The organism is Bacteroides pyogenes (genome assembly GCF_014196225.1).
GTDB classification, from domain to species: domain Bacteria; phylum Bacteroidota; class Bacteroidia; order Bacteroidales; family Bacteroidaceae; genus Bacteroides; species Bacteroides pyogenes_A.
Genome location: NZ_JACIDI010000001.1, coordinates 228,649 through 254,411 on the forward strand (window position 1 = coordinate 228,649; position 25,763 = coordinate 254,411).

Here is a 25,763-nt window from a genome sequence, read left to right on the forward strand (position 1 = left end):
TATGAAAGCTGCACGATGTCGTGGGGCATAGAGCGCCGGAGCACATGGTACGAAACCAAGTGCTGTTATGAAAGCTGCACGATATTGTGGGGTATAGGGTCCGAGCATGGTACGGAAACCAATGCGCTGTTATGAAAGCTGCACGTTGTCGTGGAGCATAGAGCGTCCCGAGCATGGTACGAAACCAACGTGTTGTTATGAAAGCTGCACGATATTGTGGGACATAGAGCGCCTGAGCATAGTATAAAATCAACGAACTATTATGAAAGCAGTTGTCAGAAGTTTTGTCTTTTTGTTTTGCGTGCCGCTGTGCGCCTGTAAGAACGGAAACGCTTCCAACACCCGGAGCTGCGGGGAAGCGGCGCAGGATACGGTGAAAGCAATCGTTTTGCCCGCCATTCCTCCCATGTTTACCACAATCGAGCAGCGGGCAGACTTTCTGGTAAAGCATTACTGGGATAACGTGAACTTTGCCGACACGAATTATATTCATCACCCCGACGTGACGGAGCAGGCATGGGTGGACTACTGCGACCTGCTGAAGCATGTTCCTCTACCTGTGGCACAGGATGCCGTGCGGGTAACCATCGAGCGGACAGCGGCAGATAAGAAGATGTTTGTTTACATCACCGATCTGGCGGATAAATATTTGTACGACCCCAACTCGCCCATGCGCAACGAAGAGCACTACATCCCTGTGCTCGATGCGATGATCGCCTCCCCGTTGCTGGACGAGACGGAGAAGATACGTCCCCGCGCCCGCCGCGAACTGGCGCAGAAGAACCGTCGGGGCACAAAAGCGCTGGACTTCTCGTACACAACGGCGTCGGGCGCGCAGGGTTCTTTGTATGGCGTGAAGGCCGCCTATACGCTGCTCTTCATCAACAATCCCGGCTGCTACGCCTGTACGGCTGCTATCGAAGAGTTGAAGACTGCCCCGACCATCAGTTCCCTTCATCGCAACAACCGGCTTGCCGTTCTTTCCGTCTATCCGGACGATGAACCGGAAGAGTGGAAGAAGCATCTGGCGGATTTCCCGAAGAGCTGGATCAACGGGTACGACAAGCACACGGCCATCAAAAACCGGCAAATCTACGACCTGAAAGCGATTCCCACCTTATACCTTCTCGACAGGGAAAAGAACGTGTTGTTGAAAGACGCTACCGTGCAGGCAATCGAGGAGTATCTCTCGACTACCGTTCGCTGAAGTAGTTTGCTGTCGTGGGTCGTTTGTCTATGGGTAGTGCCGGCTCTTCCGACTACTGTTTGCTGAAGAAGCTTGCTGATCGATGGCTTTTCTCTCCTCATCATAAAAAGAGCGGGAGGCTTCTATTGCTTTTCTTTGCCTGTTTGCTAACAGCGTATTTTTCTCCCCTCCGCATGGAAAGAGCAGGAGACCTCTATTTCCTTTTCTTTACTCTGTTTTGACAACGATTGTTTTTTACCGTGACTACAAAGGATGAATCCGAAATGTCTGCGGTTGATACTTTTCATTCGTGACGTTTTTCTTTAATTTATGAATGGAGAAAACCTCAGACGCCGTTTCTTCGGACTGATTCTTTTTTCCCTCATCATGAAAAGAGCGAGAGATTTCTATTGCTTTTCTTTGCCTGTTTGCTAACAGCGTATTTTTCTCCTTTCGCTATGAAAAGAGCAGGAGGCTTCTATCGCTTTTCTTTACTCTGTCTTGCCAACGATTGTTTTTTACCGTGACTACAAAGGATGAATCCGAAATGTCTGCGGTTGATACTTTTCATTCGTGATGTTTTTCTTTAATTTATGAATGGAGAAAACCTCAGATGCCGTTTCTTCGGACTGATTCTTTTTTCCCTCATCATGAAAAGAGCGAGAGATTTCTATTGCTTTTCTTTGCCTGTTTGCTAACAGCGTATTTTTCTCCCCTCCGCATGGAAAGAGCAGGAGACCTCTATTTCCTTTTCTTTACTCTGTCTTGCCAACGATTGTTTTTTACCGTGACTACAAAGGATGAATCCGAAATGTCTGCGGTTGATACTTTTCATTCGTGATGTTTTTCTTTAATTTATGAATGGAGAAAACCTCAGACGCCGTTTCTTCGGACTGATTCTTTTTCCCCTCCGCATGAAAAGAGCAGGAGACTTCTATTTCCTTTTCTTCGATTGTTTGCCGATGGCGGGCTTTTCTTTCGCCAGCGTGAAAAGGAACTCCAGTCCTCCTTCGGGACTGTGCTTGGCGGAGATGCTTCCGCCGTGTATGAGAACCGCGTTCTTCACGATGGCAAGTCCCAACCCCGTTCCGCCGAGCTTGCGCGACCGCCCCTTGTCTACCCGGTAGAACCGTTCGAACAGACGGCTCAGGTGTTCGGGCGGCACTCCCGCTCCCGTGTCGGCAAAGCTGAAATAATAGAATTGGTTGTCTTCGCGGAAGCAGCCGATGCGGATCTGTATGTCCGTGCCGGCATAAGCGATGGCATTGTCCGTCAGATTGCGGAAGATGGAGTATAGCAGCGAATGGTTGCCCCTGATGCGTATGCCATCCTTCAGCGTGTTCGTCACGGTGATGCGCTTCTTCTCCAGCTCCAGCGACACTTCGCCGATGATGTCGCCCACAAGCGCGCCGATGTCCACCGTCTCCATGTCCGTCAGGTCGGCTGCCTCGTCCATGCGCGTGAGTACCGATATGTCGCGCAGCAGGCGGCTGAGGCGGTTGCTCTGCGCATAACACCGTTCCAGAAACGTATTCGCCTGCCCGTCGGAGATGCCCGGCGTGTTCAGTATGGTTTCCAGATACCCTTGTATGCTGCTGACGGGTGTTTTCAGCTCATGCGCTATGTTCTGCGTCAGTTGTCGTTTCAGGCGGTTCTGCTCCTCCTCGCGTGTGATGTCGTTGATGGAAATCTCGAAGCTCGCGTCTTGAAAGAGGATGCACTCGACGTGGAACGTCCGTCCGCTTTTCGGGATAACGACCGAGAGCTTCTTTTCTCTTTTCCCGGCGGTGGGTTGCTTCCGGTTCTGGTTGATGAAGCGGGTAATCTCTTCGAATTCGGCGATGGCGAAGACCTCTTCGGTCGTCTCCAGATTCGAGTCGGCTATCAGGTTGCTGTACCGGATGAAGAGGTTGTTCGCCAGAATCTCCTTTTTGTTCCTGTCGAATATCCCCAGCCCTTCGCGCGAGATCCGGAGGTGGGTGATGAGCTTTTCGCGTTCGATGTAAAGCGCGTCTTTGGTTTCGTGCAGCCGTTCGTATATCCGGATGATATGCTGCGATATTTCGCCCAGTTCGTTGTGAGGGAAGGCCGCTTGCATCTCCGCGCTGATGGGTTCGTTGCGGTCCGCCCGCATGGCAAATTCGCGCAGCCGGCTGACCGAAGTCCCCAGCTTGCGCACGTACCGGTAGAACACCGCCATCAGCAGCAAAGTGATGAGCGCCGTAAACCACAGGTAGTGCGAGTCCGCCCGCAGGGTGTGGCTCAGACTGACGTTGTAGGGAAGCGCCGAGCGGACGATGCAGCGCGGAAAACGAGTGGCGGAATAGAAGTACGGCAGTCCGGTGGTTTCGGAAGTGCGGCGGACGTCGAACCCGTCTCCGTTTTTCACCGCTTTCCGCACCTCCGGACGGTTCAGGTGGTTCTCGGCGGGATGGTTCGGAGCGTGAAAGCTGTCGTACGCCACATCGCCTTGCAGACTGATGACGGTCACCCGAAGTTCTTTCAGCCCGTGCTTTCGTATATAGCCGTCGACGGCTTCGCTCTCCGTCCTTCCATTCCCGTCCGTGTTTTCGCTCAACAGTTCGTACAGCCGCGCGTTGTGGTTTTGGAGTTGCGTGTGAAGCAATTCCACCTTATAGCTTTTCTCGCGGCGGTACTGGTAGGCGATGAAGCTCACGGCAAAGGCCAGAAACAGGGAAACCACCGAAAGGAACAGCTTCCGGCTGAAAGAAAGAATTCGTTTGCGGCGTACGGGCGTGTGCATGATGTCGGTCGTTATTCGGTTTCGAAACAATATCCGTATCCCAGCCGGGTGACAATGTTCTTGCCGTATTTCCCTATCTTCTTGCGCAGGCGGGTGATGTTCACGTCGACGGTGCGGTCGAGCACGTACACTTCGTCGGTCCACACGCGGTCGAGTATCTCCTCGCGCGAGAAGACACGCCCTTTGTTTTGCAGCAACAGCGAAAGAATCTCGAACTCCTTCTTCGTGAGCGGTGTCTCCTTGCCGTCGACGCTCGCTTTCTTCCTGCCTGCGTCGATAACGAGCGACTCATACGCTATGCTTCCGGAGGCTCCCGCAGAGTCGGCGGCAGTACGCCGCAGTACGGCCTTCACCCGGGCGACGACCTCGCGCAGGGAGAAAGGCTTGGAAATGTAATCGTCGGCTCCCAGATTGAATCCGGTCATCGTGTCGTTTTCGGTATCTTTGGCAGTGATGAAGATAATCGGTATCGCGGCGGTCTTCTTGTCTTTCTTCAGCATGCTTGCCATCTTGAATCCCGATATCTCGCCCATCATCACGTCCAGCAGGATGAGGTGGTAGCTGCCGATGTCCATTCGCAGCGCCTCTTCGGCAGAGTTGGCGGTGTCTGCTTCGTATCCTTCGTTTTCGAGGTTGAACTTCAGTATCTCGCAGAGGTCTTCTTCGTCGTCGACGATCAAAATGCGGTAGTCATTCATAAGCGGCGCATGTTATATACATGTTATATATTAAGTGTAACAGCCCAAAGGTAGGCTTTTCGTTTCATTTCCGCAGCAAAATTGCGGAGATTTTGTTACAGTCCGGTGAAACAAATGTTACGATTGCATTACATTTCGTGGGAAGCTCTGTGCCGTTGTGTGAAAAGTTGCATCGTTTCGTGGGAAGCTGTGCCTTTATGTGGCAAGCTCTGTGCCGTTGTGTGGGAAGCTGCGCCATTGTGTGAAAAGTTGCATCGTTTCGTGGGAATCTGTGCCTTTATGTGGGAAGCTCTGTGCCGTTGTGTGGGAAGCAGCGCCATTGTGTGGGAAGCTGCGCCATTGTGTGGAAAGTTGCATCGTTTCGTGGGAAGCTGCGCCTTTGTGTGGGAAGTTGCATCGTTTCGTAGGAAGCTGTGCCGTTGTGTGGGAAGCTGTGCCGTTGTGTGGAAAGTTGCATCGTTCCGTGGGAAGCTCTGTGCCGTTGTGTGGGAAGCTGCGCCTTTGTGTGGGAAGTTGCATCGTTTCGTAGGAAGCTGTGCCGTTGTGTGAAAAGTTGTATCGTTTCGTGGGAATCTGTGCCGTTGTGTGGGAAGCAAACCTCGTTGTGTGAAAGCAATCTCCGTTTTGTGAAAAACGAATCTCTGTTTCTCCTTTTACTTTATGGTCGCATACTTATCGGGATAGTGTTGTCTTCTTGTTTCTTGCCGATTGTTTATCTTGTTGCAGTTTCACAAAGATACGTTGCCGATGGAAGCTTGGGGCATGATGCCGGTTGTTTATCCTCTTGCAGTTTCACCCGCTTGATTCCTTGAAAAAAGCCTCTCTTGACTCGAATCTGAAAGATTTTGTCCGGTGGCTGGGAAAATACGCTTCCAATTTGTTATCTTTGCCTCATTAAAAACAGATTTTGTAAAAACAGACTTTGCCAAAATGACCATATCTATCGATTTCAAAAGATATAAACGGGAAATAACGGGGGCTTTCGTCGCTCTGCTGATTCTCATCGGGGGCGTGTCTCTGTTCAGGTACGCCTCTTCCGGTTCGGGATTTGAGATTGTGGACGATCTGGGAGGGAACATTTTCCCCTCGGCTATCCTCTCGGTAGCCACTACCGACGCACAGGTCATCGTGCCTTCCGATTCGATGTACGTGGGCAATCCGAAGTCGTGCGTTGCCGTCAGGCTGAAATCACGGAAGGCCTATACGCGGGTGCGTGTCGAAGTGGCGGGCACTCCTTTCTTCTCGCGCTCGGTTTCGGAGTTCGTGCTCGACAGGGCGAGAACGGAATATACCGTGTATCCCGATATCATCTGGAACTACGAAGCCTTGCGGAACAATGTGCAGGCGGAACCCGTGAGCGTGGCGGTGACCGTGGAGGTGAACGGCGAGGAGATGGGGCAGAAGGTGCGGACGTTTTCCGTGCGCAGCATCAACGAGTGCTTGCTGGGGTACGTTGCCAACGGAACCGACTTTCACGACACGAGCCTTTTCTTTGCCGCGTACGTGAACGAGGAAAACCCGCAGATCGACGCATTGCTTCGCGAGGCGCTCAATACGCGCATCGTCACCCGTTTTCTCGGCTACCAGAGCAAAGCCTCCGGGGCGGTGGACAAGCAGGTTTACGCGCTCTGGAACGTATTGCAGAAACGCCGCTTCCGGTACAGCTCGGTGTCGAACACCAGCCTGTCGAGCAATGTGGTCTACTCCCAGCGGGTGCGCACGTTCGACGACGCCTTGCAGTCTTCGCAGGTGAACTGTGTAGACGGCAGCGTTTTGCTGGCTTCGCTGCTTCGCGCCATCAATATCGACCCCATTCTGGTGCGTACGCCGGGACACATGTTCGTGGGCTACTACACCGACAATTCGCACAAGGAGAAGAATTTCCTCGAAACCACGATGATAGGCGATGTCGACCTCGACGATTTCTTTCCCGACGAGAAGCTCGACTCTACCATGGTGGGCAAGTCGCAGAACGAAATGTCGCTGCTCACGTTCGAGAAGTCGATGGAGTATGCCAACAAGAAATATAAGGAGAATGAAACGGGTATTCATTCCGGAAAGTTGAACTATATGTTCCTCGAAATATCGAAAGAGGTGCGGAGGAAAATACAGCCCATCGGGAAGTGACCCGGGAAGGAGACCGTCCGCTATTGCGGAATAAGCGGTGGGGAAAAGCGGCAGTGACGGAGCCGATGACAGAAAACTTTCACCTGTTTTCGAACGGCTCGGTTACTGGTGAAAAGCGGCAGTGGTGGAGGAGTCGCAGAAAACTTTCACCTGTTTTCGAACGGCTCGGTTACTGGTGAAAAGCGGCAGTGGTGGAGGAGTCGCAGAAAACTTTCACCTGTTTTCGAACGGCTCGGTTACTGGTGAAAAGCGGCAGTGGTGGAGGAGTCGCAGAACCTCTCACCTGTTTTCGAACAGTTCGGTTACTGGTGAAAGCGGCAGTGGTGGAGGAGTCGCAGAACCTCTCACCTGTTTTCGAACAGTTCGGCTGCGGTCGAAAGCGGCAGTGGAGGAACGAATGAGCAAGAATTTAAGCGTTGATAAATATAGAATCCAGATAGAACAGAAAAGATGATGAAAGGCAAGAAATTTATCTCTCCCGGAGGATGGTTCGCTATCGTCTATCCTTCCGACTGGAGCGAGTTTGAGGATGGCGAAGGCTCTTTCCTCTTCTACAACCCCGATGTATGGACGGGCAATTTCCGCATCTCCGCCTATAGAGGCAAACCCGGATACGGACGTGAAGCCGTCAGGCAGGAGCTGAAGGCGTGCGGTTCGGCGTCTGCGGTGCGTGTGGGCGGGTTGGAGTGTGCTTACAGCAAAGAGACGTTTCAGGAAGAAGGCGCTTGTTACACCTCCCATTTGTGGGTTACGGGCGTGGGAAATACGGCTGTGGAGTGCTCCTTCACCGTGCCTGATGGAGGGTCGGTGAAAGAAGCCGAAGAGGTGATCGCTTCTTTGCAGGTGCGCGAAGAGGGGCGGAAATATCCCGCCGAGCTCATTCCCATCCGTCTCTCGGAGATTTATCAGGTGAACGAGGGGTACGAGTGGGTGGTGTCTGCCGTCAGCCGCGAACTGAAAAAGGAGTTTCAGGGAACCGAAGCCGATTTGGAGTATCTTCAGCAGCTTGTCGACAGCGGCAGGATAGGCACGAAGAAAAAAGAAGAATGGCTGGCTGTAGGCATTGCCGTCTGTGTCATACTCGCCAACGAGGTGGAAGGCATGGAGTGGGTCACGCTCGTCGACGGCAATCGCGAGGCGCCCGTCCTTCGTTACAAGGAGGAGGTGATCGACCCGATGAAGATGGCATGGAGCAAGGTGAAAGTGGGTGAAGCCTGCAATGTGATCGAAGAATACAAGGCAGTGGTGGGCGGTTAGCGCAGCGTTGCCGGTTATAGGATATAACATAGAAATACGAATAATGACGCCTTATCTGCAAATAGACGGTCTGACCAAGTCGTTCGGCGACCTGGTTCTTTTTGAGAACATCTCTTTCGGCATTGCCGAAGGCCAACGCATCGGACTTATTGCCAAGAACGGAGCCGGAAAGACCACGCTGCTCAATATCATTTCGGGCAAGGAGGGATACGACAGCGGGAACATCGTTTTCCGTCGCGACTTGCGTGTGGGCTATCTGGAACAAGACCCCCGCTATCCCGAAGAGCTGACCGTGCTCGAGGCTTGTTTTCATCGGGGAAATGATGTGGTGGAGCTTATCAGGGAGTACGAACGCTGTATGGAGACCGAAGGACATCCGGGACTGGAAGAGCTGTTGGAAAGGATGGACCACGTCCGGGCATGGGAGTATGAGCGGAAGGCGAAGCAGATTCTTTCGCAGCTGAAAATCAGCGATTTCAACCAACAAGTGAAGCAGCTTTCCGGCGGGCAGCTCAAACGGGTGGCGCTGGCGAATGTGCTGATTGCCGAACCCGATCTGCTGATTCTCGACGAGCCGACCAACCACCTCGACCTCGACATGACGGAATGGCTGGAGGAGTATCTGCGCCGGGCCGGACTCAGTCTGCTGATGGTGACGCACGACCGTTATTTTCTCGACCGGGTCTGTTCGGAAATCATCGAGATAGACAACCGTCAGGTGTATTCGTACAAGGGAAACTACAGTTATTATCTGGAGAAACGGCAGGAACGCATCGATGCCAAGACGGTTGAGATAGAGCGGGCGAACAATCTTTACCGCACCGAACTCGACTGGATGAGGCGGATGCCGCAGGCGCGCGGACACAAGGCGCGTTATCGCGAGGAGGCGTTCTACGAACTCGAGAAAGTGGCGAAGCAGCGGCTGAGCAACGACCGGGTGAAACTGGAGGTGAAAGCCGCCTATATCGGCAGCAAGATATTCGAGGTCGACAGCCTTTGCAAGCGTTACGGCGACCTGAAGATTCTCGATGATTTCTCGTATATCTTCTCGCGCTACGAAAAGATGGGAATTGTGGGCAACAACGGAACGGGGAAATCTACCTTTATCAAGATTCTGATGGGGCAGGTGCAACCCGACAGCGGTACGGTGGACATCGGGGAAACCGTCCGTTTCGGTTACTACTCGCAGGAAGGGATGGAATTCGACGAACAGATGAAGGTGATCGACGTGGTGCAGGACATCGCCGAAGTGATAGAAACGGGCGACGGGAAGAGGCTCACCGCCTCGGAATTCCTCCGGCATTTCCTGTTTACGCCCGAAACGCAGCATAGCTACGTCTATAAGCTTAGCGGCGGAGAGAGGCGCAGGCTCTACCTGTGCACCGTGCTGATGCGCAACCCCAATTTCCTTGTGCTCGACGAGCCTACCAACGATTTGGACATCATTACGCTCAATGTGCTCGAAGAGTATCTGCAAAGCTTCAAGGGATGCGTCATCGTTGTGTCGCACGACCGTTATTTCATGGACAAGGTAGTCGACCACCTGCTGGTCTTCAACGGGCAGGGCGACATTCGCGACTTCCCCGGCAATTACAGTGATTACCGCGACTGGAAAGAGGCGGAAGCCGAGAAGCCTCGCGAAGAGAAAACGGCACGGGTGCGCCTGAACGACAAACGGAAGATGAGCTTTAAGGAAAAGCGGGAGTTCGAACAGATCGAGAAAGAGATAGTCCGACTGGAAACGGAGAAGGCGCAGATCGAGGAGCAGCTTTGCAGCGGCACGCTTTCGGTCGGGGAACTGACGGAGAAGTCGAAACGCTTGCCCGAAGTGAATGAACTGATTGACGAAAAGACGATGCGTTGGCTCGAACTGAGCGAACTCGCCGATTGAAAAGATGGAAAAATATTTGCAAGAAACCGGCGGTAGTTTCTTTAAAACCTGAAACCTGAAGAGATATGACGAATTTGACAAATTACCACAGCCATTGCCTGTATTGTGACGGGCGCGCAGAGATGGAGCTTTTTATCCGTTTCGCCCTCAGCGAGGGGTTCACTTCTTATGGGATTTCCTCCCATGCCCCGCTTCCTTTTCCCACTGCATGGACCATGGAGTGGGAGTGTATGGACGATTACCTTTCGGAAATCGCCCGTCTGAAAAAGAAGTACGCCGGGCGTATCGAATTGCTTGCGGGGCTTGAAATCGACTATCTGGACGAGGAGCATAATCCCTCGTCGGAGCGTTTCCGAAACCTGCCGCTCGATTACAGGATAGGGTCTGTGCACATGCTTCGCTCCATGGAGGGGAGGGTAGTGGATATCGACACTTCGCCCGAAAAGTTCCGCCGTTCGGTCGACCTCCACTTTGCGGGCGACCTCGATTACGTGGTTTGCCTGTATTACACAAATTCCATTCATATGTTGAAAGCGGGAGGGTTCGACATTGTGGGGCATCCGTGCAAGATGCACTATAATGCCTCTTGCTGCCGTCCCGGACTGGAGAATGAGAGTTGGTACAACGACTTGGTAAGCAGGCTATTTGAAGAGATTGCCTGTGGCGGATATATCGCCGAGATCAACACCAAGGCATACCGCGACACAGGCGTGTTCTATCCTTACGAGCGCTACTTCCCGCTGATGAAAGAGCTGGGCATACGGGTACAGGTGAACAGCGACGCTCATTGCCCCGACCTTGTCAACAGCGGCCGTCCGGAAGCGTTAGCTGCCTTGAAGCGGGCGGGGTTCACTTCGGTGACAGAGTGGAAAGATGGTGGATGGACGGAGGTGGAGATAGGCCGTCACGCAGCCTCCCCGTTCGGTTGACCTGAGGCATCCTGTGCGTTTCAAAGCTGCGCACTCACTGCGTGCGCTTACTCCGGCATATCGGCGTAAGCATTGTCCGGGCTTCGGATTTCTTCGCTCTTCATAGCCGGATGCTCTGACGACATATCGGCGTAAGCATGTCCGGGCTTCAGCCGGCTTGCACTTATTCCATCCGTTTGCATCCGTTCACCTGAAAGAACTCGTTCAGCGTCTCCTCATGGTTGCCCCGCACCATCACGTGGTGGTTGCCCAGCGGCGTTTTCAGGAAATAGTCCACCGGAGTATTCATCCGGATGCGCACCTGTGTACGGCACATATTCACGTAATTGGTGTTTTCCGTCAGGTTGCCCGTCGAAAGATAATACTCGTTCAGGCATTCGCCGCCGCATTTCACTATCGTCACTTCTCCGGTAGGCATCACTCCCTGTATGCCGATTCCCTTTTCCGTTTCGAAGTGGTTGCGCAGGATGTATGTGTCCGACTGCTTGAGCCCCACTGTGCAGTGCGACAGGATGAGGTCGTTTGCCGGGGTGTTGATCATCGAGGGGTTTGCCATAAAGCCGTCCTGCCCTGTCAGCGCCTTCACCGTCAGCAAGGTGAATACCGACTGTAAGTCTCCTTCGCATCCCGCCGTAATGCCTTCGTCGTTGAGTAACGAAAGCGCCAGATAGCCGGTCGTGTTGATCTCTTCGATCACTTTGAAGCAGCTTAGCGTGATGGCATCCAGTTTTTCTTCGTGGCACACCTGCTTGATGGCGCGGTACAGACGCATCGATTTCAGCAGTTCCTCAGGAGTTGCTTCGCGAAGCGCAATCGCCTGTGAGGCCACGGCAGCGCAGGCAGCTTCCACCTCTTTGTCTCCGATTCGTTGGAAATGCTCGTACACACGTTCCAGAGGAATGTCCATGTATTCGATTCCCCAACGGCGTTTGGCGAGCAGGTAATCTACGTTGCTGGCTATCAGCCAGGGCGAAGGAGAACCGATTACGCCGATGCGCTTGCCCGACAAAGAGCGTTGCGCCCGGAAATTGTTGTACAAGGCATGGATCCGTTCTATCACGGAAGTGGGGGCGCCATGAAGTATTTCGCTTCTCATTCCCCGCATCCTCAACCATGCCGATATTTCCAGAGCGGCAGCCAACGAATTTTGCATACCGTCGGCTAATAAAATCGCGGGGCGCGGCAAATGTTCGAACTGCTGCATGACAAGTTTTTCCACCCCTCCGGTAGCGATGAAAATGATTTTGAAGTCATCGTCGCTCAGCCGGTCCGTGTGCCGATAATCTACGAATCTGACGGTATAATGTTTTTTAAGTTCGTTCAGGATGGCTTCATGAGAATCGTGTAAAGATAGTTCGGGCTGAAGCGGCGATTTGAATGAAATAAGATGTATTTTCATGGAGCTTGTTTTTGTATTTTAGGTATCACAAATGTATGTTTTCTTTTTGTATTATCATAGCCTTTTTAGCCTTGATAAGTATTTTAAAGTTTTTATGTCTGTGTATTCAAATTATTGCTAACTTTGTCGATCCGTAAATATGATAACTGAACAATAAATCGAGAATTATCTTATGCCAACCATATCCATTCGCGGGAATGAGATGCCTGCATCACCTATCAGAAAGTTGGCTCCTTTGGCCGATGCAGCCAAGCAACGGGGAGTCCATGTGTTTCATCTGAATATCGGCCAACCCGATTTGCCTACTCCGAAAGCCGCGATTGACGCCATACGCAACATCGACCGCACGGTGCTCGAATACAGTCCGAGCGCAGGTTATGCCAGCTATCGCGAGAAGCTGGTGGGGTATTACGCCAAATACAACATCCGTCTCACCGCCGACGATATCATCGTTACTTCCGGCGGGTCGGAGGCGGTTCTTTTCGCTTTTCTTTCGTGCCTGAACCCGGGCGACGAGATTATTGTCCCGGAACCCGCCTATGCCAACTATATGGCTTTCGCCATCTCTGCCGGGGCCAAGATACGCACCATTGCCACTACCATCGAAGAGGGGTTCGCTTTGCCGAAGGTGGAGAAGTTCGAGGAACTGATCAACGAGCGTACCAAAGCCATACTGATCTGCAACCCGAACAATCCGACAGGTTATCTGTATACCCGCCGGGAGATGAACCAGATACGCGACCTGGTGAAGAAGTACGACCTCTTCCTTTTCTCAGACGAAGTGTACCGTGAGTTTATCTATACCGGTTCGCCTTATATCTCCGCCTGCCATCTGGAAGGGATAGAGAATAACGTGGTGCTCATCGACTCCGTGTCGAAACGCTATTCGGAGTGCGGCATCCGCATCGGGGCATTGATCACCAAGAACAAAGAGGTGCGCGACGCGGTGATGAAGTTTTGTCAGGCGCGCCTGAGCCCTCCCCTGATCGGACAGATTGCGGCGGAAGCTTCACTCGACGCACCCGAAGAGTATTCGCGTGAGACGTACGATGAATATGTGGAGCGCCGCAAATGCCTCATCGACGGGCTGAACCGCATTCCCGGCGTCTATTCGCCCATTCCGATGGGAGCTTTCTATACGGTTGCCAAACTCCCCGTCGACGATGCCGACAAGTTCTGCGCATGGTGTCTTTCGGATTTCGAGTACGAAGGGCAGACGGTTTTCATGGCTCCGGCTTCGGGTTTCTATACCACGCCGGGATCGGGCGTCAACCAAGTCCGCATCGCTTATGTGTTGAAGAAAGAAGACCTCACCCGCGCGCTGTTTATCCTGCAAAAGGCTCTGGAGGCCTATCCGGGACGAACCGAAGGATGATGCGCGATGAAAACGACAAGAGTGTGCAATGGCATTCGTTAAATCATACATAAAGGGTAGCCTTCCTTTTTTTCTGGCGAGGCGCATCTACCGTGAGAGCGACGGGGGGAAGCAAGTTTCGCGTCCGGCCGTGCTCATTGCCATGGCGGGCATTGCCGTCGGGCTGGCGGTGATGATCGTTGCGGTGGCGGTAGTGGTCGGTTTCAAGAGCGAGGTGCGCAACAAAGTCATCGGCTTCGGGTCGCACATCCAGATAACCAATCTCGACGCCGTGACGTCTTACGAAACACATCCGCTGGTGGTGGGCGACAGTATGATGGAGGCATTGAGGCGTTATCCCGAGGTGGAGCATGTGCAACGCTACGCTACCAAGCCGGGTATGATAAAGACCGATGAGGCTTTTCAGGGAATGGTGCTGAAGGGAGTCGGGAAAGAGTTCGACGCCCGCTTTATGAAAGAGCATCTGCTGGAAGGAGCGATACCCGCTTTCGGCGATTCCGCGTCCGCCAATCAAGTGCTTATCTCCAAGACTCTGGCCGACAAACTGAGGCTGAAAACGGGGGATAAAATCTATACGTATTACATTCAGGATGATGTACGTGCCCGCCGATTGACGATTGCCGGAATCTATCAGACCAATTTTGCCGAATACGACAACCTGTTTCTGCTGACCGACCTTGCCCTCGTGAACCGGCTCAACCGTTGGCAGAACGATCAGGTGAGCGGCGTGGAGTTGCAGATACGCGATTACGACCGCTTGGAGGAGGTTACCTACCGGATAGCAGCGGATACGGATAATCGCCGTGATGCGCTTGGAGGAGTATATTACGTGCGCAATATCGAGCAGATGAATCCGCAGATATTCGCCTGGCTCGACCTGCTCGACCTGAACGTATGGGTGATTCTTTTCCTGATGATCGGCGTGGCAGGCTTCACCATGATTTCGGGATTGCTGATCATCATCATCGAGCGTACCCATATGATCGGGCTGCTGAAAGCTCTGGGAGCCGACAACTTTACCATACGCAAGACTTTCCTCTGGTTCTCCGTCTTTCTTATCGGCAAGGGGATGCTTTGGGGAAATGCGTTGGGGCTGGCGTTCTGTTTCGTTCAGTCGCGGTTCGGCGTTTTCACGCTCAATCCGGAGACTTATTACGTGGATACCGTTCCCGTCTCCTTCAACCTGTTGCTTTTCATACTCATTAACGCAGGCACGCTTGCCGCCTCTGTCCTGATGCTGGTCGGCCCCTCTTTCCTGATCACCAAAATCCGTCCGGCAAGCTCCATGAGGTACGAGTAAGCCGTGACGCGAGGACCACTCCGGATCACCTTCTCATGAAGTCGCCCTTTCCTCTCAACCGTCGGTAGAGCTTGAACTTCAGAGTCTGCAAAGGCAAAAGAATGTCGAACACCGGCAGTGAGAAATAATACCTTCTGCCTCCTCCCAATTCTTTGGCTGCCCGGTTCACTACGACCGCTTGCAATGCGTAACGGCAGCACCAGACGCATAGGGCGACGCCTGCAACGAGCCAGTGGGCGTGCAGGATGCCCGAAACCATTCCCGCTATGCATACGGCATAGAGCATGAGGTAAGAGAACGTCTCAAATCCGCAAAGGTAGCGTTGGATGCCTTTGTAGAAGCGAGCCGTCGCCATGTAGCTTATCTTCTCTTCTTTCCATTCTTTGCGTGAGGCCGGCAGGATGCAGACAGTGGCGGACGGATCTGTCTCCACACGCGTGTTCGAGCGGGTTACCGAATGGTTTATGAACAGATCGTCTTCGCCCCGTTGCAGGTTCAGGTAAGAAGAGAATCCTTTCTGGCGGAAGAACACCTCTTTGCGATAGGCGAGGTTGCGGCCGATACCCATGTACGGACAGCGGGCGAGGGCGAAGCCCAGATAGCGCAAAGAGCGGAACAGATTGTCGAATGCCGTCCGTTTGTGAAACCATCCCTTCGTGCGGGCATATCCGCTGTAACCCAATACGATTTCCGTCTCCGGCGTGAAATTCCGCGCCAGCATCTTCAGCCATTGGTTGCTTGCCGGTGTGCATCCGGTCTCCGTAAATACCAGCCAGTCGTATCTGCTTGCCTTGATTCCCAAGGTCAAAGCCAGTTTCTTGTGACTGATGTACCGGGCCGTGTTCGGCGTGAAGCTGTGGTACAGATGGGGATACTTTTCTTCGAGCACGCCAAGCACGTCTTCGGTGTCATCGGTCGATCCGTCGTTGATGACAATCACTTCGAAGCAAGGATAATCTTGCTCCAGAACGGAGGGAAGCATCTTGCGCAGGTTGTCGGCCTCGTTGCGCGCACAGATCACCACCGAAAGCGGCTCGAAATCTGCCGCAAACGTTAGTTTGTTTTTGCCTGCGGCTTTGTTGCGGACATATATACGGTTGTATAAACCCAAATAATAAATCAGTTGAATTGCGAAAAGAACTCCGGCCGCCGATATTAAAATCAATTCGGCCGTGTTGAACGTAAATGCTTCCATCTGTTTGTTTGTGTAGTAATGTTTATTGCATGCAAATGTAGCCCTTTTCCAGAAGACTTTCCCTATTTGTAGAACCTTATTTTCCCGTTGTCCAGATATTCTCTTTTGAAAATATCGACAAACAGAAGGAAGAGGGAGAGAAGCAACGGTCCGAAAATGACCCCCATGAAACCGAAGAGCCGAAGCCCGATGACAACTCCGAAGACGGTGATGAGCGGGTGGATATCCGCCATTTGCTTCTGGATGATGAACCGGATGAGGTTGTCGGAATTGGATACAATGATAACTCCGTAGGCGGCTATCCCCACGGCTCCGAACCAATCGTCGCTGAGCGCCATGTAGATGGCGGCGGGCAGCCATACGATTCCCGATCCCACTACCGGTATGATGCTTGCAATGCTGGTGAGCACCCCCAGAATGATGGCGTTGGGAACACCGAATATGAAGAACCCGACTGTTGCCACAGCTCCTTGTATCAGGGCCAGCAGAGGGATGCCGATGGCATTGGAACGAATGATCATATTGATCTCGCTGGTCACGTTCAGTCGGTTTTCCTTATCGAAAGGAAGCAGTTCGCTCGCATATTGCTCCATCCGTTCGCCTCCCATCAGCATGAAGTAAAGCACGAAGATGAGTACGAAGATGTTGATTACGAAGCTGCCGATTCCGCCCATCACGGCCTGCCCGATACGCGGAAGCTGGGCTACCAGAAAAGAAATTGCGTCATCGCCCAGTATATCGTATCCCGTTTCTTGCCGGATAACCGTTGCCAATTGCTCTATGGGAGCAATGAATGACTGCGGGTCCAGATTGATGTCTTGCAGTTTGTTCACCAGCATCCAAACGATTAGCGAAAGCGGAACCAGAAAGAACAGGATCGCTTCTACGGTAATAATAACCGCTCCGATAACCCGTTTTATCCTTCGTTTCTTGGTGAGATAGAACATTTGCTTCCGTACGAGCGTATAGATGGTCAATGCTCCAAGCAATCCTCCTATGAAAGGAGCCATCTGTCTTAAGATGATGACGCCCATCAGCAGAACGATGCCAATGAGCGAATATTTCCGGTATCTGCTGGTAAAGTCCATGGTATATATCTTTGCTGTTTATGAAAAATAACACGAAAAAGGAGAAAAAAGTTTATTCGTCCGCTTTTTTCTTTCATTGTTTTGGTCGTTCTGCTTCGCATTCTTGCTACGGAGTGAAACAGTAGCCGGGTCTTCTCTTTCATGCTGGCAATATCTTGCAGGAAGTTACTGCTACGGGGCAAAGCAGTAGCCGAGTCTCCTCTTTCACTTCAGAGAAATCCGGCTGTACATCGAAGCTGATAGGCGAAGCAGTAGCCGGGTTTTTTCCGTTCATCGTCGCGAGCGTTCGATTTTGCTTGTCTGCCACAGGGGGAGCAGTATCTTGTTCTTCTTTTTCATCGTTTCAGTCGTACGATTTTGTTTTTTCTGCGGCAGGAAAAAGTAAGCAGGGGTTTCTTTTGCTACTGTCGTAAGCTTTCGGCACATGATAAACGCTACCGAATCGAAGTAAGCAGGGGTCTCTTTTGCTACTGTCGTAAGCTTTCGGCTTGCAGAAAAGGCGGGAATCGCCGTCGCTTTGCCGCGCCGTTTCTTCTTCCCCTTTTTGCCCTGCGTTTACTTGGTTTGCAGTTCAGGCACGAGCACGAATCCGGTTTCGGGGAAGTGCTTGCCGATATATTCGCGGATAAACTCCATCGTATCGTTCTGTATGGTTTTGTCTTCCACCGGCGGATACAGGTTGTACGCCACCGTGTCGAGGGTGATGCCCCGCCGCTGTATGGCCTCGAAGCTGAGCAACGTATGGTTGATGCTCCCCAGTTTGCCGGAGGTGACGAAGATGAGTGGATAGTCCTCCCGCGCGATGTAGTCGATGGTCAGAAGCTCCTTCGTCAGCGGAACCATGAGTCCGCCCGCCCCTTCCAGCAGTACGGAGTCGTAGCGTTCGCTCAGCCTTTCGGTCGCCTCTTTTATCTTGCGGAAGTCGATCGCGCGGTTGTCGATGCGGGAGGCGAGGAGCGGCGAGGCGGGATACGAGAAAATCTCCGGCATGGTCCATCCCTTCTCATCCTCTTCGGTGAACGGGATTCCCATGATGCGGCGGTGCAGGTCGATGTCTTCCGAATGCCCCACGTTGCCCGTCTGAATGAATTTCTGGGTGATGGTGCGCCGTCCCGCCCTGTTCCATTCGCGGGCGATGAAGGCTGTGGCATAGCTTTTTCCGGCATCCGTGTCGATGCCGCTGACAAAATATACATTCTGTTTCATCATTCTTTCTTTTTAGCGATTATATAAATAGGGTGATAAGTGAGCGATACGGAATGGTCGCGGCGGAAAAGGCGGTCGTACCGCTCGCAGAATTCGCGCAGGTCGCGGCGTGTCCACGGACGCGTCGCTCCACCTTCTTGTCCGGTTAGAATAGAGCCTCTGTTCGACCGAAATGGAGCGTTCACTCCGGTCTGTTTGAGGTGGTAAAGCACCTCGATAGAGCCTCTGAATGCAAGCGGTATGATTTCCTCCTCCGAGTGTATGATGTCGAAGCGGGGCGATAAAGCCTTTTCCAGTTCTTCCAACGAACGGTACGGAAGTCCGTTGCCGGTGAGCGTTCTCACTTCGCGCATGTTTTCCTTCCCGAAGGTGCTGAACGCAAAGTACCCCCGGCTGCGGAGCAGGGCATTGCACCGCTCGAAGAATTTTTCGGGCGATTCGAACCATTGCAGCGCAGAGCAAGATGTGATCAGGCTCGTACCGGCGGGAAACGGAATCGTTTCGGCATCGCCGGGCAGGAAAGAAACCCGGTGTTCTTTCAGCAGATCTCCGCAACACGCTTCCATCTTCGGGCAGAGGTCGTTCAGAAACAGCCTGCGGGGGCGGAAAGCGTCGAACAGCAAGCGGGAGTAAGTCCCCGTGCCGCATCCGAACTCGATGACTTCCGGGCATGGAGAGGGGATGTGCGTTTGCAGCAGCCCGATCATTTTGCCGGCTATCCGGCGTTGTACGTTCGCTTCTCGCGGGTAAGTCGCCGCCGCTTTGCCGAAACGTTCGGCTATCAGTGATTTATCCATGTACGTTTGTTATCTGTCGGTTGGTCAATAGGTTTTCGAAAAGAGAGCGGCTGTAATGGGCGGCTTCGGTCTGCGTCACGTCTGTCGTGCCCGACCATGCCCTCAACTGGTTTGCCGGCGGGAAAATCCGGTCGTCGGTTCCCACCACCGCCTGTCGCCACCGGAATGCCGGAGCCGGGAGCGCATCGTATTGCCTGCGGATGGATTCGAGTTCTTCCTTCAGCTCTTCCGCAGTCCGTTGCGGCATCACATCCGCAAAGGCCTCGTACTCGTCCGCCGAGCCGCACATCCTACGGCGGAACTTCCGCAGGGTCTGCTCGTTGAGCCCTTGCAACGTCCCCTCGAAGATGGAAGGAGGGATGCCCCTCGTTTCGTCGATGGGGTAGGGAGTGCCGTTGATCGCTATGCTTTGGGTGACGGGGAGATCCGGAAACCGGCGCATGACTTGCGTAGCCGCCCATACCCCCATCGACCATCCGATGAGGGTGATGCGGGAGTAGGCTTGCAGCAGGGTGTCGTCGAACTCCGGCGAGCGGTAGTCGTAGCAGATCATCCAGTCGCACCCCGCAGGACGTATGCGGGCGAACGGGCGTTCGTTCATCCCCCAGCCTGCGAAGAAAAGCAGCAGCTCCGGTTCGTTATTTTTTATCATAAACAGTTGCTCCATCGGTTTATCGTTTTTCAGTCGGTCTATATTATCTTTTTTATCGGTTAGTTTATACACTTCTTTCAGTTTGTTTACGCTCTGTCAAGCCGGTTTGTCTTGCTTTTACCAATCTGTTTATATCTTCTCTTTCAACCTTCTTTATCACTCCTTCCAGCCTTTTTACGCTCTGTCAAGTCAGCTTGTCTTCCTTTTGGCAGTCTGTTTATGTTCAGTTAGGTCGACTTGTTTTGCTTCTTTCAGTTTGTTTATAACCTTTTTTTTCAGTTCTGTTTATCGCTTCTTCCAGTTTGTTTACGCTCTGTCAAGTCGGTTTGTCTTGCTTTTGCCAGTCTGTTTATATCTTCTCTTTCAACCTTCTTTATCACTCCTTCCAGCCTTTTTATGCTCTTTCAAGTCAGCTTGTCTTGCTTTTGGCAGTCTGTTTATGCTCAGTCAGATCGACTTGTTTTGCTTCTTTACAGTCTGTTTATACCTTCTCTTTCAGTTTCCTTTATCACTTCTTCCAGCCTATTTATGCTCTCTCAAGCCGATCTGTCTTGCTTTTGCCAGTCAGTCTATCGCTTCTATCAACCTCTTTATATCGTGTTCCGTCAGGTCTGCCGTCAGCGAGAAGCGGAGGCGGGAAGTGCCTTCGGGAACTGTGGGCGGGCGTACGGGGAGGACGTAGAATCCTTTCCGCTGCAATTCGTCTGCTTTGAGCACGGCGGCTTCGCTTGCTCCCGCAATGAGAGGGATGATGTGGCTCTCCGAAGGACTATCGTATCCTTTTGCCGCCAACGCTTGTTTCAGCGTAGAGCTGATGCGTGATAAATGTTCCCTTCTGTCCGAAAATTCCGGCAGCCGACCGAGCACCCATGACGTCCATGCGATGTTCACCGGCGGGAGAGCCGTAGTGAAGATCAGCGTCCGCATCTTGTTGATGAGGTATTCTCTCACCACCTTCCGGCATACGATGTATGCCCCTGCGGAGGCGGCAGCTTTTCCGAACGTGCCCACCAGAAAGTCGATTTGCCCGATGCACCCCTGTTCTTCGGCGCATCCCAGTCCGTTCGCACCCCGCACACCGAAAGCATGCGCTTCGTCGACATACAGGAGCACGTTGGGGTAGCTTTGTTTCAGCCGCACCAACGCGCGGAGGTCGCTCACATCTCCGTCCATGCTGAATATGCTTTCGGTGACGAGGATGATTTGCCGGTACGCGTCGTGATGCTGTTCCACCAGCCGGGCGGCCTGCGCCAGATCGTTGTGCCGGTAACGGATACATTTGGCTGCCGACAGCCGGATGCCGTCGATGAGGCTGGCGTGTACCAGTTTGTCGGCGAGTATCAGCGTCTGTGCGTCGCTCACCGCAGGCAGAATCCCCGTGTTAGCATGGTATCCGCTGTTGAATATCAGCGCGCTTTCCGTTCCGAACATTTCCGCCAGTCGCCCTTCCAACTCTTCGCAGGCGGTAAAGTTGCCCGTGAGCAATCGCGACGAAGAGGCTGAGGGAAAGAAATTGCGGGGAGTGAGCGTGCGCATGAACGCTTCCCGCAACGACGGCTCATTCGCCAGTCCCAGATAATCGTTCGACGAAAGGTTCAGCATCCGCCGTCCGTTCAGTATCACTTCGCGTCCGTCGTGCACCAGCGGAGGAAGCGAACGGAAGTTCCCTTTCCTTTTCAGCGTCTCCAACTCTTCGTGCATCGTTTCCAATATATTCATCTCATTTCTTGTTTCCTTGTTGATGTATGTTACGAACCCAAGATGTCGGCTCATTTTTTCAAGCCTTTCTCAAGTCTTCCTCCTTTACATCTCTTTCACTATTTTCAGCACTCCCGCACTCAGCTTGCTCAGTTGTTCCGGCGTGATGACGAACGGCGGCATCAGGTACACCAGTCTGCCGAACGGCCGCACCCATATCCCTTCTTCCACGAATCGCCGCTGCATATAAGCCATATCCACAGGCTGCTTTGTCTCTATCACGCCGATGGCGCCCAGCACACGTACGTCCGCCACTTGCGGCAGTTGTGCCGCCGGAGCCAGTTCTTCTTTCAGTTGCCGTTCGATGCGTTTTACTTTCGTTTCCCAGTCCGATTCGAGCAACAGGCGGATCGAGGCGCAAGCCACGGCGCAAGCCAGCGGGTTGCCCATGAACGTGGGGCCGTGCATGAACACACCCGGAGCATGGTTGGATATGGTATCGGCTATCCGGTTGGAAGCCAGAACCGCCGAGAGCGTCACATATCCTCCCGTAAGCGCCTTGCCGATGCACATGATGTCCGGCTCTACGCCGGCATGTTCCCAGGCAAAGAGCTTTCCGGTACGTCCGAATCCGGTGGCTATCTCGTCGAATATCAGCAGGACGTCGTGTTTGCGGCATAGGCGGGCGGCTTCGCGCAGGTATTGCGGGTGGTAGAACCGCATTCCTCCCGCCCCTTGCACCACAGGCTCGAGAATCAATGCCGCCAGTTCGCCGGCATGCTCTTCCATTACCTTTTGAAGGGGCAGGATGTCTGAGGGATCCCACTCCCCATCGAATCTCGAACGGGGGGCGGGAACGAAATGGCGGATGGGCAGCGATGAACCGAAAAGACTGTGCATCCCCGTCACCGGGTCGCATACCGACATGGCGTTCCACGTATCGCCGTGGTATCCCGAACGGATGGTTGCGAAATTGCTTTTCGACGGTTTGCCTGCCGCATAGGCATACTGCACCGCCATTTTCATGGCAACCTCCACCGCCACCGAGCCCGAGTCGGCGTAGAAAATTTTCTGCATCGAGGGAGGGACGATACGGAGCAGCGACTTCGCCAATTCGATGGCAGGTTCGTGGGTCAGTCCGCCGAACATCACGTGCGACATGCTTTCCAATTGCTCCCGTACGGCTTCGTTCAGCACCGGATGGTTGTACCCGTGCACCGCGCACCACCACGAAGACATCCCCTCTACCAGCGTCTCTCCGCTTTCGAGGGTAATGGTGGCTCCTTCGGCACTCCTTACCTTGTACACCGGAAGCGGGTCGGTGGTCGAGGTGTACGGGTGCCACAGATGCTCTCGGTCGAACTGCGAGTCGGGGAAACGGTATCCTTTTTTCAGTATCATCTCTTTGTCGTCCGAAACCTTCGAACCGAGCGTGGTGAGCAGGTCGCCCACGATGGCGGAGTTGATCCCGATGTAGAGAGCTTTGTGCATGGCTTCCTGCGAGAGTTGCGAGCGTCCTCCCGCGAAACGGAGAAAGGCTGTGGGATTGATGAAGCGGAACAGGGCGATGGTGGTCAGCACCTCTTCCTCTTCCAGAGGCTTCTGCCCTTCGAGCGGAGTGCCTGCGATGGGACTCAGCAGATTGATAGGGATAGACTGCACGCCCAGCTTGCGGAGGGTGAAAGCAAATTCGATGCGTTGTTCCATCGTTTCGCCCATACCGATGATTCCCCCGCAGCAGATGTCCATGCCCACCCGTCGGGCGGCCGCCAGTGTCTCGAGCTTCTGTTCCTGAGTATGCGTGGAGCAGAGTTGCGGGAAATAAGAAGGGGCGGTTTCCAGATTGCAGTGGTAGCGTGTGATGCCGGCATCGTGGAGCTGCCTGAGCTCTTCTTCTTCCAACAACCCCAATGAGGCGCATAGTTGGATGGACGAATGGCGGCGGATATGGCGCGTGGTATCGCAAAGCCGGGAAAGTTGTTTGGAGGAAGGTTTTCGTCCGCTGGTGACGAGCGAGAAGCGGTTTACGCTTTGATTTTCGTTGTATCGGGCTTGCCGGAGGCATTCTTCTGCGGGGAGGAGGTCGTAAATATCCGCTTTGGTACGGTAGTGGGCGGATTGTGCACACCATTTGCAGTTTTCGGGACATTTGCCCGATTTGGCATTGATGATGGAGCACATGTCGAATTCTTGTGAGGCACAAGCGACGGTTATCTCGTGCGCAGCGGCATATAAAGCCTCGCGGTCGGCCGTATCGGCAAGCCAGGCTGCTTGTTCGGAAGAGATGTCGCCCCCGGACAACACCTGTTCTTTGATCTCTTCGAGTGTCATATAAGTAAGATATGGGATGGTTTGAGCGGCGTTCTGTTTCCGAAGAGACATCGCCACCACATTGGTATGCAGGTGGCCGATGCGGACTTCACGTCCCAGACTCGCGAATACGGCATAGTTTTTCCTGCCCCAATAGCGGAAGCTGGAAAAAGAATGTTTACCCTGTACGCGCTCTTTTCTCTTCATCTGAAAGCTGCTTGAATCTTTATTTACGGGGCAAATGTATAAAGAATCTTTTTGCCTGCAAATCTTTATTTCCTTTTTCTTTTGCGGTATTCTTTGCGCAGGTGGAAGTTGAAACCCGCGTAGATTTGAAGGACACCGAAGCCGTTATGAAGGGAAAAGCTGCTGCGGTGATAATTGAATACCTGTCCTACGAACGAGGTCCCCACGTAGTATTTGCGGTTGTTGTACACCACTCCCGCGCGGGTGAGGAAATCGACGCTGATCTTATCGCTTGTATTCTCTACTTCACTTGCTTCCACACTTATATCGGAGCTTTTATATGCCACCGACGGGTTCAGCGACAAACAAGCGAGGCAATTGCGTGCGAACACCCAGTTGTAAGCATATCCGATGTTGAAACTGGCGTTGCTGTATTCTATCCGTGTCACCCGCATATCGGGATTCATGTTCTTTTGCACAAAGTCGGGGAAGCGACTGTTGTCGAAGTCGAGTTTGTGTTTGGAGAACGAGAAACCCGCGATAAGCGAGCCCGCGTTCCGACGCTGGTTGGTCGACTGGCTGAAAGCTGCGGGATAAGAGAACTTGCGGTTGTTGAATATATAATAGACATTCAGCCCTTTGATATTCACGTTCAGGCCGTCGAACTTGGCGGAGTAGCGGGGAGGAATATCCTCCGGAAATCCTTTGAGCTTATGTATCTTGTATCTGTTTCCCGTATTCCTGTAGAATAAATCCAGTCCGATTTTGGAACTGTACAGGCTCAGGTCGAACTCCGTGTTTTTGTTCTTCCGGTTTGTTTTTCGCGAAATGTCGTTGACGTCTACCGACCATCCCAGAAATATCCAGCGCCAGCCGAAGTATAAACCTACCTTGTGGTGCGGGTTGGGCGAGAAGCTGATTTTTTGGGCGTCGGGCTCCGAACCGCTTAGCGAATAATACTCGAAGTTGGTGATATGCGCGCCCATTATCGTGTAGTTGTAACGGTTGGGGCTGATGTATAGCGTGTCGAAATCGCTGAAGTTCAGAAACTTTCTGATTGCTTTTTTAAATCCGCTTGTTTGGGGAGCAGATGGTATGCTGTCGTGCACGAAGGTGGTGTCCCTTTCGGTATGGGCGCATAAGGGCAGTGTATAAAATAATACCAGTATGAAGGCAGTCTTTTTAATCATGGCACGAAATTATGAGATTTCGTCGAGTTTTGCTAACTTTCGGTTCGAAAAAAGACCCGCCCGGTGTAAAATGCGGAAGCAGGCATCTAAGGGAGTCGTCCGGGCGAAAGATGATTCGCACCGATGAGGCCCGCAAATTCTCCGGCCCGCATTTCCAACCGCAACCTTGTTCTTTCTCTTTTAGTTAATATACTTTAAATGCTTAAACTATTCTGAATAAGTTCCTGTTTTTCAAGAAAAAAGTAATACGTATGAATACAATTTGGTTTATTATTATCGGTGTTCTTGCCGGTTTAATCGCAGGTAAAATAATGCGTGGCGGAGGCTTTGGATTTTTGATCAATCTGTTGCTCGGTATTGTCGGAGGAGTGATCGGAGGATGGGTATTCAGTCTGTTCGGTTTGGAAGCTTCCGGTTTGGTAGGAAGTTTGATTACCGCTACAGTGGGAGCCATCTTGGTGCTGTGGATCGCTTCTCTGTTTTCTCGCCCTAAATAGGGAAAAATAAATTACTCT

20 protein-coding genes and 1 pseudogene are annotated in these 25,763 nt (G+C 52.7%); 10 read left to right on the forward strand and 11 right to left on the reverse strand.

The window, feature by feature from the left end; translation table 11 throughout:
• The first annotated feature begins 262 nt into the window (after positions 1–262).
• Positions 263–1,207: a DUF5106 domain-containing protein gene (locus tag GGR07_RS00860; RefSeq protein ID WP_034544037.1), complete on the forward strand. Its 945-nt coding sequence runs from the start codon at positions 263–265 to the stop codon at positions 1,205–1,207.
• A gap of 913 nt (positions 1,208–2,120) precedes the next feature.
• On the opposite strand, the pseudogene GGR07_RS00865 reads toward GGR07_RS00860, so the two are convergent.
• Positions 2,121–3,981, reverse strand: a pseudogene (locus tag GGR07_RS00865) (sensor histidine kinase).
• Complete coding sequence (locus tag GGR07_RS00870; RefSeq protein WP_034544039.1) at positions 3,962–4,648, reverse strand: response regulator transcription factor; 687 nt, start codon at positions 4,646–4,648, stop codon at positions 3,962–3,964. The pseudogene GGR07_RS00865 and the gene GGR07_RS00870 overlap by 20 nt, the downstream one beginning before the upstream one ends.
• Positions 4,649–4,762: 114 nt before the next feature.
• Here GGR07_RS00870 and GGR07_RS00875 point away from each other — a divergent pair, with 114 nt between their 5' ends.
• From GGR07_RS00875 to GGR07_RS00900, 6 genes are all read left to right on the forward strand, one after another.
• The gene (locus GGR07_RS00875) at positions 4,763–5,197 is read left to right on the forward strand and encodes a hypothetical protein (RefSeq protein ID WP_122056549.1); all 435 of its coding nucleotides are present in this window, start codon (positions 4,763–4,765) and stop codon (positions 5,195–5,197) included.
• A gap of 381 nt (positions 5,198–5,578) precedes the next feature.
• Positions 5,579–6,775 carry a hypothetical protein gene (locus GGR07_RS00880; RefSeq protein ID WP_034544095.1) on the forward strand — a complete coding sequence of 399 codons (1,197 nt, stop codon included), beginning with the start codon at positions 5,579–5,581 and terminating at the stop codon, positions 6,773–6,775.
• A complete protein-coding gene (locus tag GGR07_RS00885; protein ID WP_183200457.1) occupies positions 6,772–6,954 on the forward strand; it encodes a hypothetical protein in 183 nt (60 codons plus the stop codon). The genes GGR07_RS00880 and GGR07_RS00885 overlap by 4 nt, the downstream gene beginning before the upstream one ends.
• Positions 6,955–7,228: 274 nt before the next feature.
• Entirely contained in the window at positions 7,229–8,032 is an 804-nt protein-coding gene (locus GGR07_RS00890; RefSeq protein WP_122056702.1) for a DUF3805 domain-containing protein, read from the forward strand.
• Between the two features lie 43 nt (positions 8,033–8,075).
• Complete coding sequence (locus GGR07_RS00895; protein WP_122056551.1) at positions 8,076–9,923, forward strand: ABC-F family ATP-binding cassette domain-containing protein; 1,848 nt, start codon at positions 8,076–8,078, stop codon at positions 9,921–9,923.
• A 65-nt stretch (positions 9,924–9,988) separates the two neighbouring features.
• The gene (locus GGR07_RS00900) at positions 9,989–10,852 is read left to right on the forward strand and encodes a histidinol-phosphatase (protein ID WP_034543677.1); all 864 of its coding nucleotides are present in this window, start codon (positions 9,989–9,991) and stop codon (positions 10,850–10,852) included.
• Positions 10,853–11,015: 163 nt separating this feature from the next.
• Here GGR07_RS00900 and GGR07_RS00905 read toward each other — a convergent pair whose 3' ends face one another.
• Positions 11,016–12,251: a fucose isomerase gene (locus GGR07_RS00905; protein ID WP_034543678.1), complete on the reverse strand. Its 1,236-nt coding sequence runs from the start codon at positions 12,249–12,251 to the stop codon at positions 11,016–11,018.
• Positions 12,252–12,423: 172 nt separating this feature from the next.
• On the opposite strand from GGR07_RS00905, the gene GGR07_RS00910 reads away from it, so the two are divergent.
• Together GGR07_RS00910 and GGR07_RS00915 are read left to right on the forward strand one after the other, a co-directional pair.
• The gene (locus GGR07_RS00910; RefSeq protein ID WP_021646915.1) at positions 12,424–13,626 is read left to right on the forward strand and encodes a pyridoxal phosphate-dependent aminotransferase; all 1,203 of its coding nucleotides are present in this window, start codon (positions 12,424–12,426) and stop codon (positions 13,624–13,626) included.
• 28 nt (positions 13,627–13,654) lie between these two features.
• Complete coding sequence (locus GGR07_RS00915) at positions 13,655–14,926, forward strand: ABC transporter permease (protein ID WP_021646914.1); 1,272 nt, start codon at positions 13,655–13,657, stop codon at positions 14,924–14,926.
• 25 nt (positions 14,927–14,951) lie between these two features.
• Here GGR07_RS00915 and GGR07_RS00920 read toward each other — a convergent pair whose 3' ends face one another.
• The 8 genes from GGR07_RS00920 to GGR07_RS00955 all read right to left on the reverse strand — a co-directional run bounded on the left by GGR07_RS00920 (position 14,952) and on the right by GGR07_RS00955 (position 25,248).
• Positions 14,952–16,121, reverse strand: coding sequence for a glycosyltransferase (locus GGR07_RS00920; protein WP_021646913.1), 1,170 nt, complete (start codon positions 16,119–16,121; stop codon positions 14,952–14,954).
• 62 nt (positions 16,122–16,183) lie between these two features.
• On the reverse strand, positions 16,184–17,209 hold the full coding sequence (locus GGR07_RS00925; protein ID WP_021646912.1) for an AI-2E family transporter: 1,026 nt from the start codon (positions 17,207–17,209) through the stop codon (positions 16,184–16,186).
• Positions 17,210–17,764: 555 nt separating this feature from the next.
• Positions 17,765–18,415 (reverse strand): dethiobiotin synthase, encoded by a 651-nt coding sequence (bioD, locus tag GGR07_RS00930; RefSeq protein WP_034543681.1) that lies wholly within the window; start codon positions 18,413–18,415, stop codon positions 17,765–17,767.
• Complete coding sequence (bioC, locus tag GGR07_RS00935; protein WP_021646908.1) at positions 18,415–19,212, reverse strand: malonyl-ACP O-methyltransferase BioC; 798 nt, start codon at positions 19,210–19,212, stop codon at positions 18,415–18,417. Before bioC ends, bioD begins: the two co-directional genes overlap by 1 nt.
• Positions 19,205–19,879 (reverse strand): DUF452 family protein, encoded by a 675-nt coding sequence (locus GGR07_RS00940; RefSeq protein WP_034543682.1) that lies wholly within the window; start codon positions 19,877–19,879, stop codon positions 19,205–19,207. The genes bioC and GGR07_RS00940 overlap by 8 nt, the downstream gene beginning before the upstream one ends.
• 549 nt (positions 19,880–20,428) lie before the next feature.
• Positions 20,429–21,583, reverse strand: a complete 1,155-nt coding sequence (locus GGR07_RS00945) for an 8-amino-7-oxononanoate synthase (protein ID WP_034543679.1) — start codon at positions 21,581–21,583, stop codon at positions 20,429–20,431.
• Between the two features lie 84 nt (positions 21,584–21,667).
• Positions 21,668–24,079 carry an adenosylmethionine--8-amino-7-oxononanoate transaminase gene (gene bioA / locus GGR07_RS00950; RefSeq protein ID WP_021645014.1) on the reverse strand — a complete coding sequence of 804 codons (2,412 nt, stop codon included), beginning with the start codon at positions 24,077–24,079 and terminating at the stop codon, positions 21,668–21,670.
• Positions 24,080–24,144: 65 nt separating this feature from the next.
• Complete coding sequence (locus GGR07_RS00955; protein ID WP_021645015.1) at positions 24,145–25,248, reverse strand: DUF4421 domain-containing protein; 1,104 nt, start codon at positions 25,246–25,248, stop codon at positions 24,145–24,147.
• 251 nt (positions 25,249–25,499) lie between these two features.
• Here GGR07_RS00955 and GGR07_RS00960 point away from each other — a divergent pair, with 251 nt between their 5' ends.
• Positions 25,500–25,745 (forward strand): GlsB/YeaQ/YmgE family stress response membrane protein, encoded by a 246-nt coding sequence (locus tag GGR07_RS00960; RefSeq protein WP_021645016.1) that lies wholly within the window; start codon positions 25,500–25,502, stop codon positions 25,743–25,745.
• Positions 25,746–25,763 lie beyond the last annotated feature (18 nt).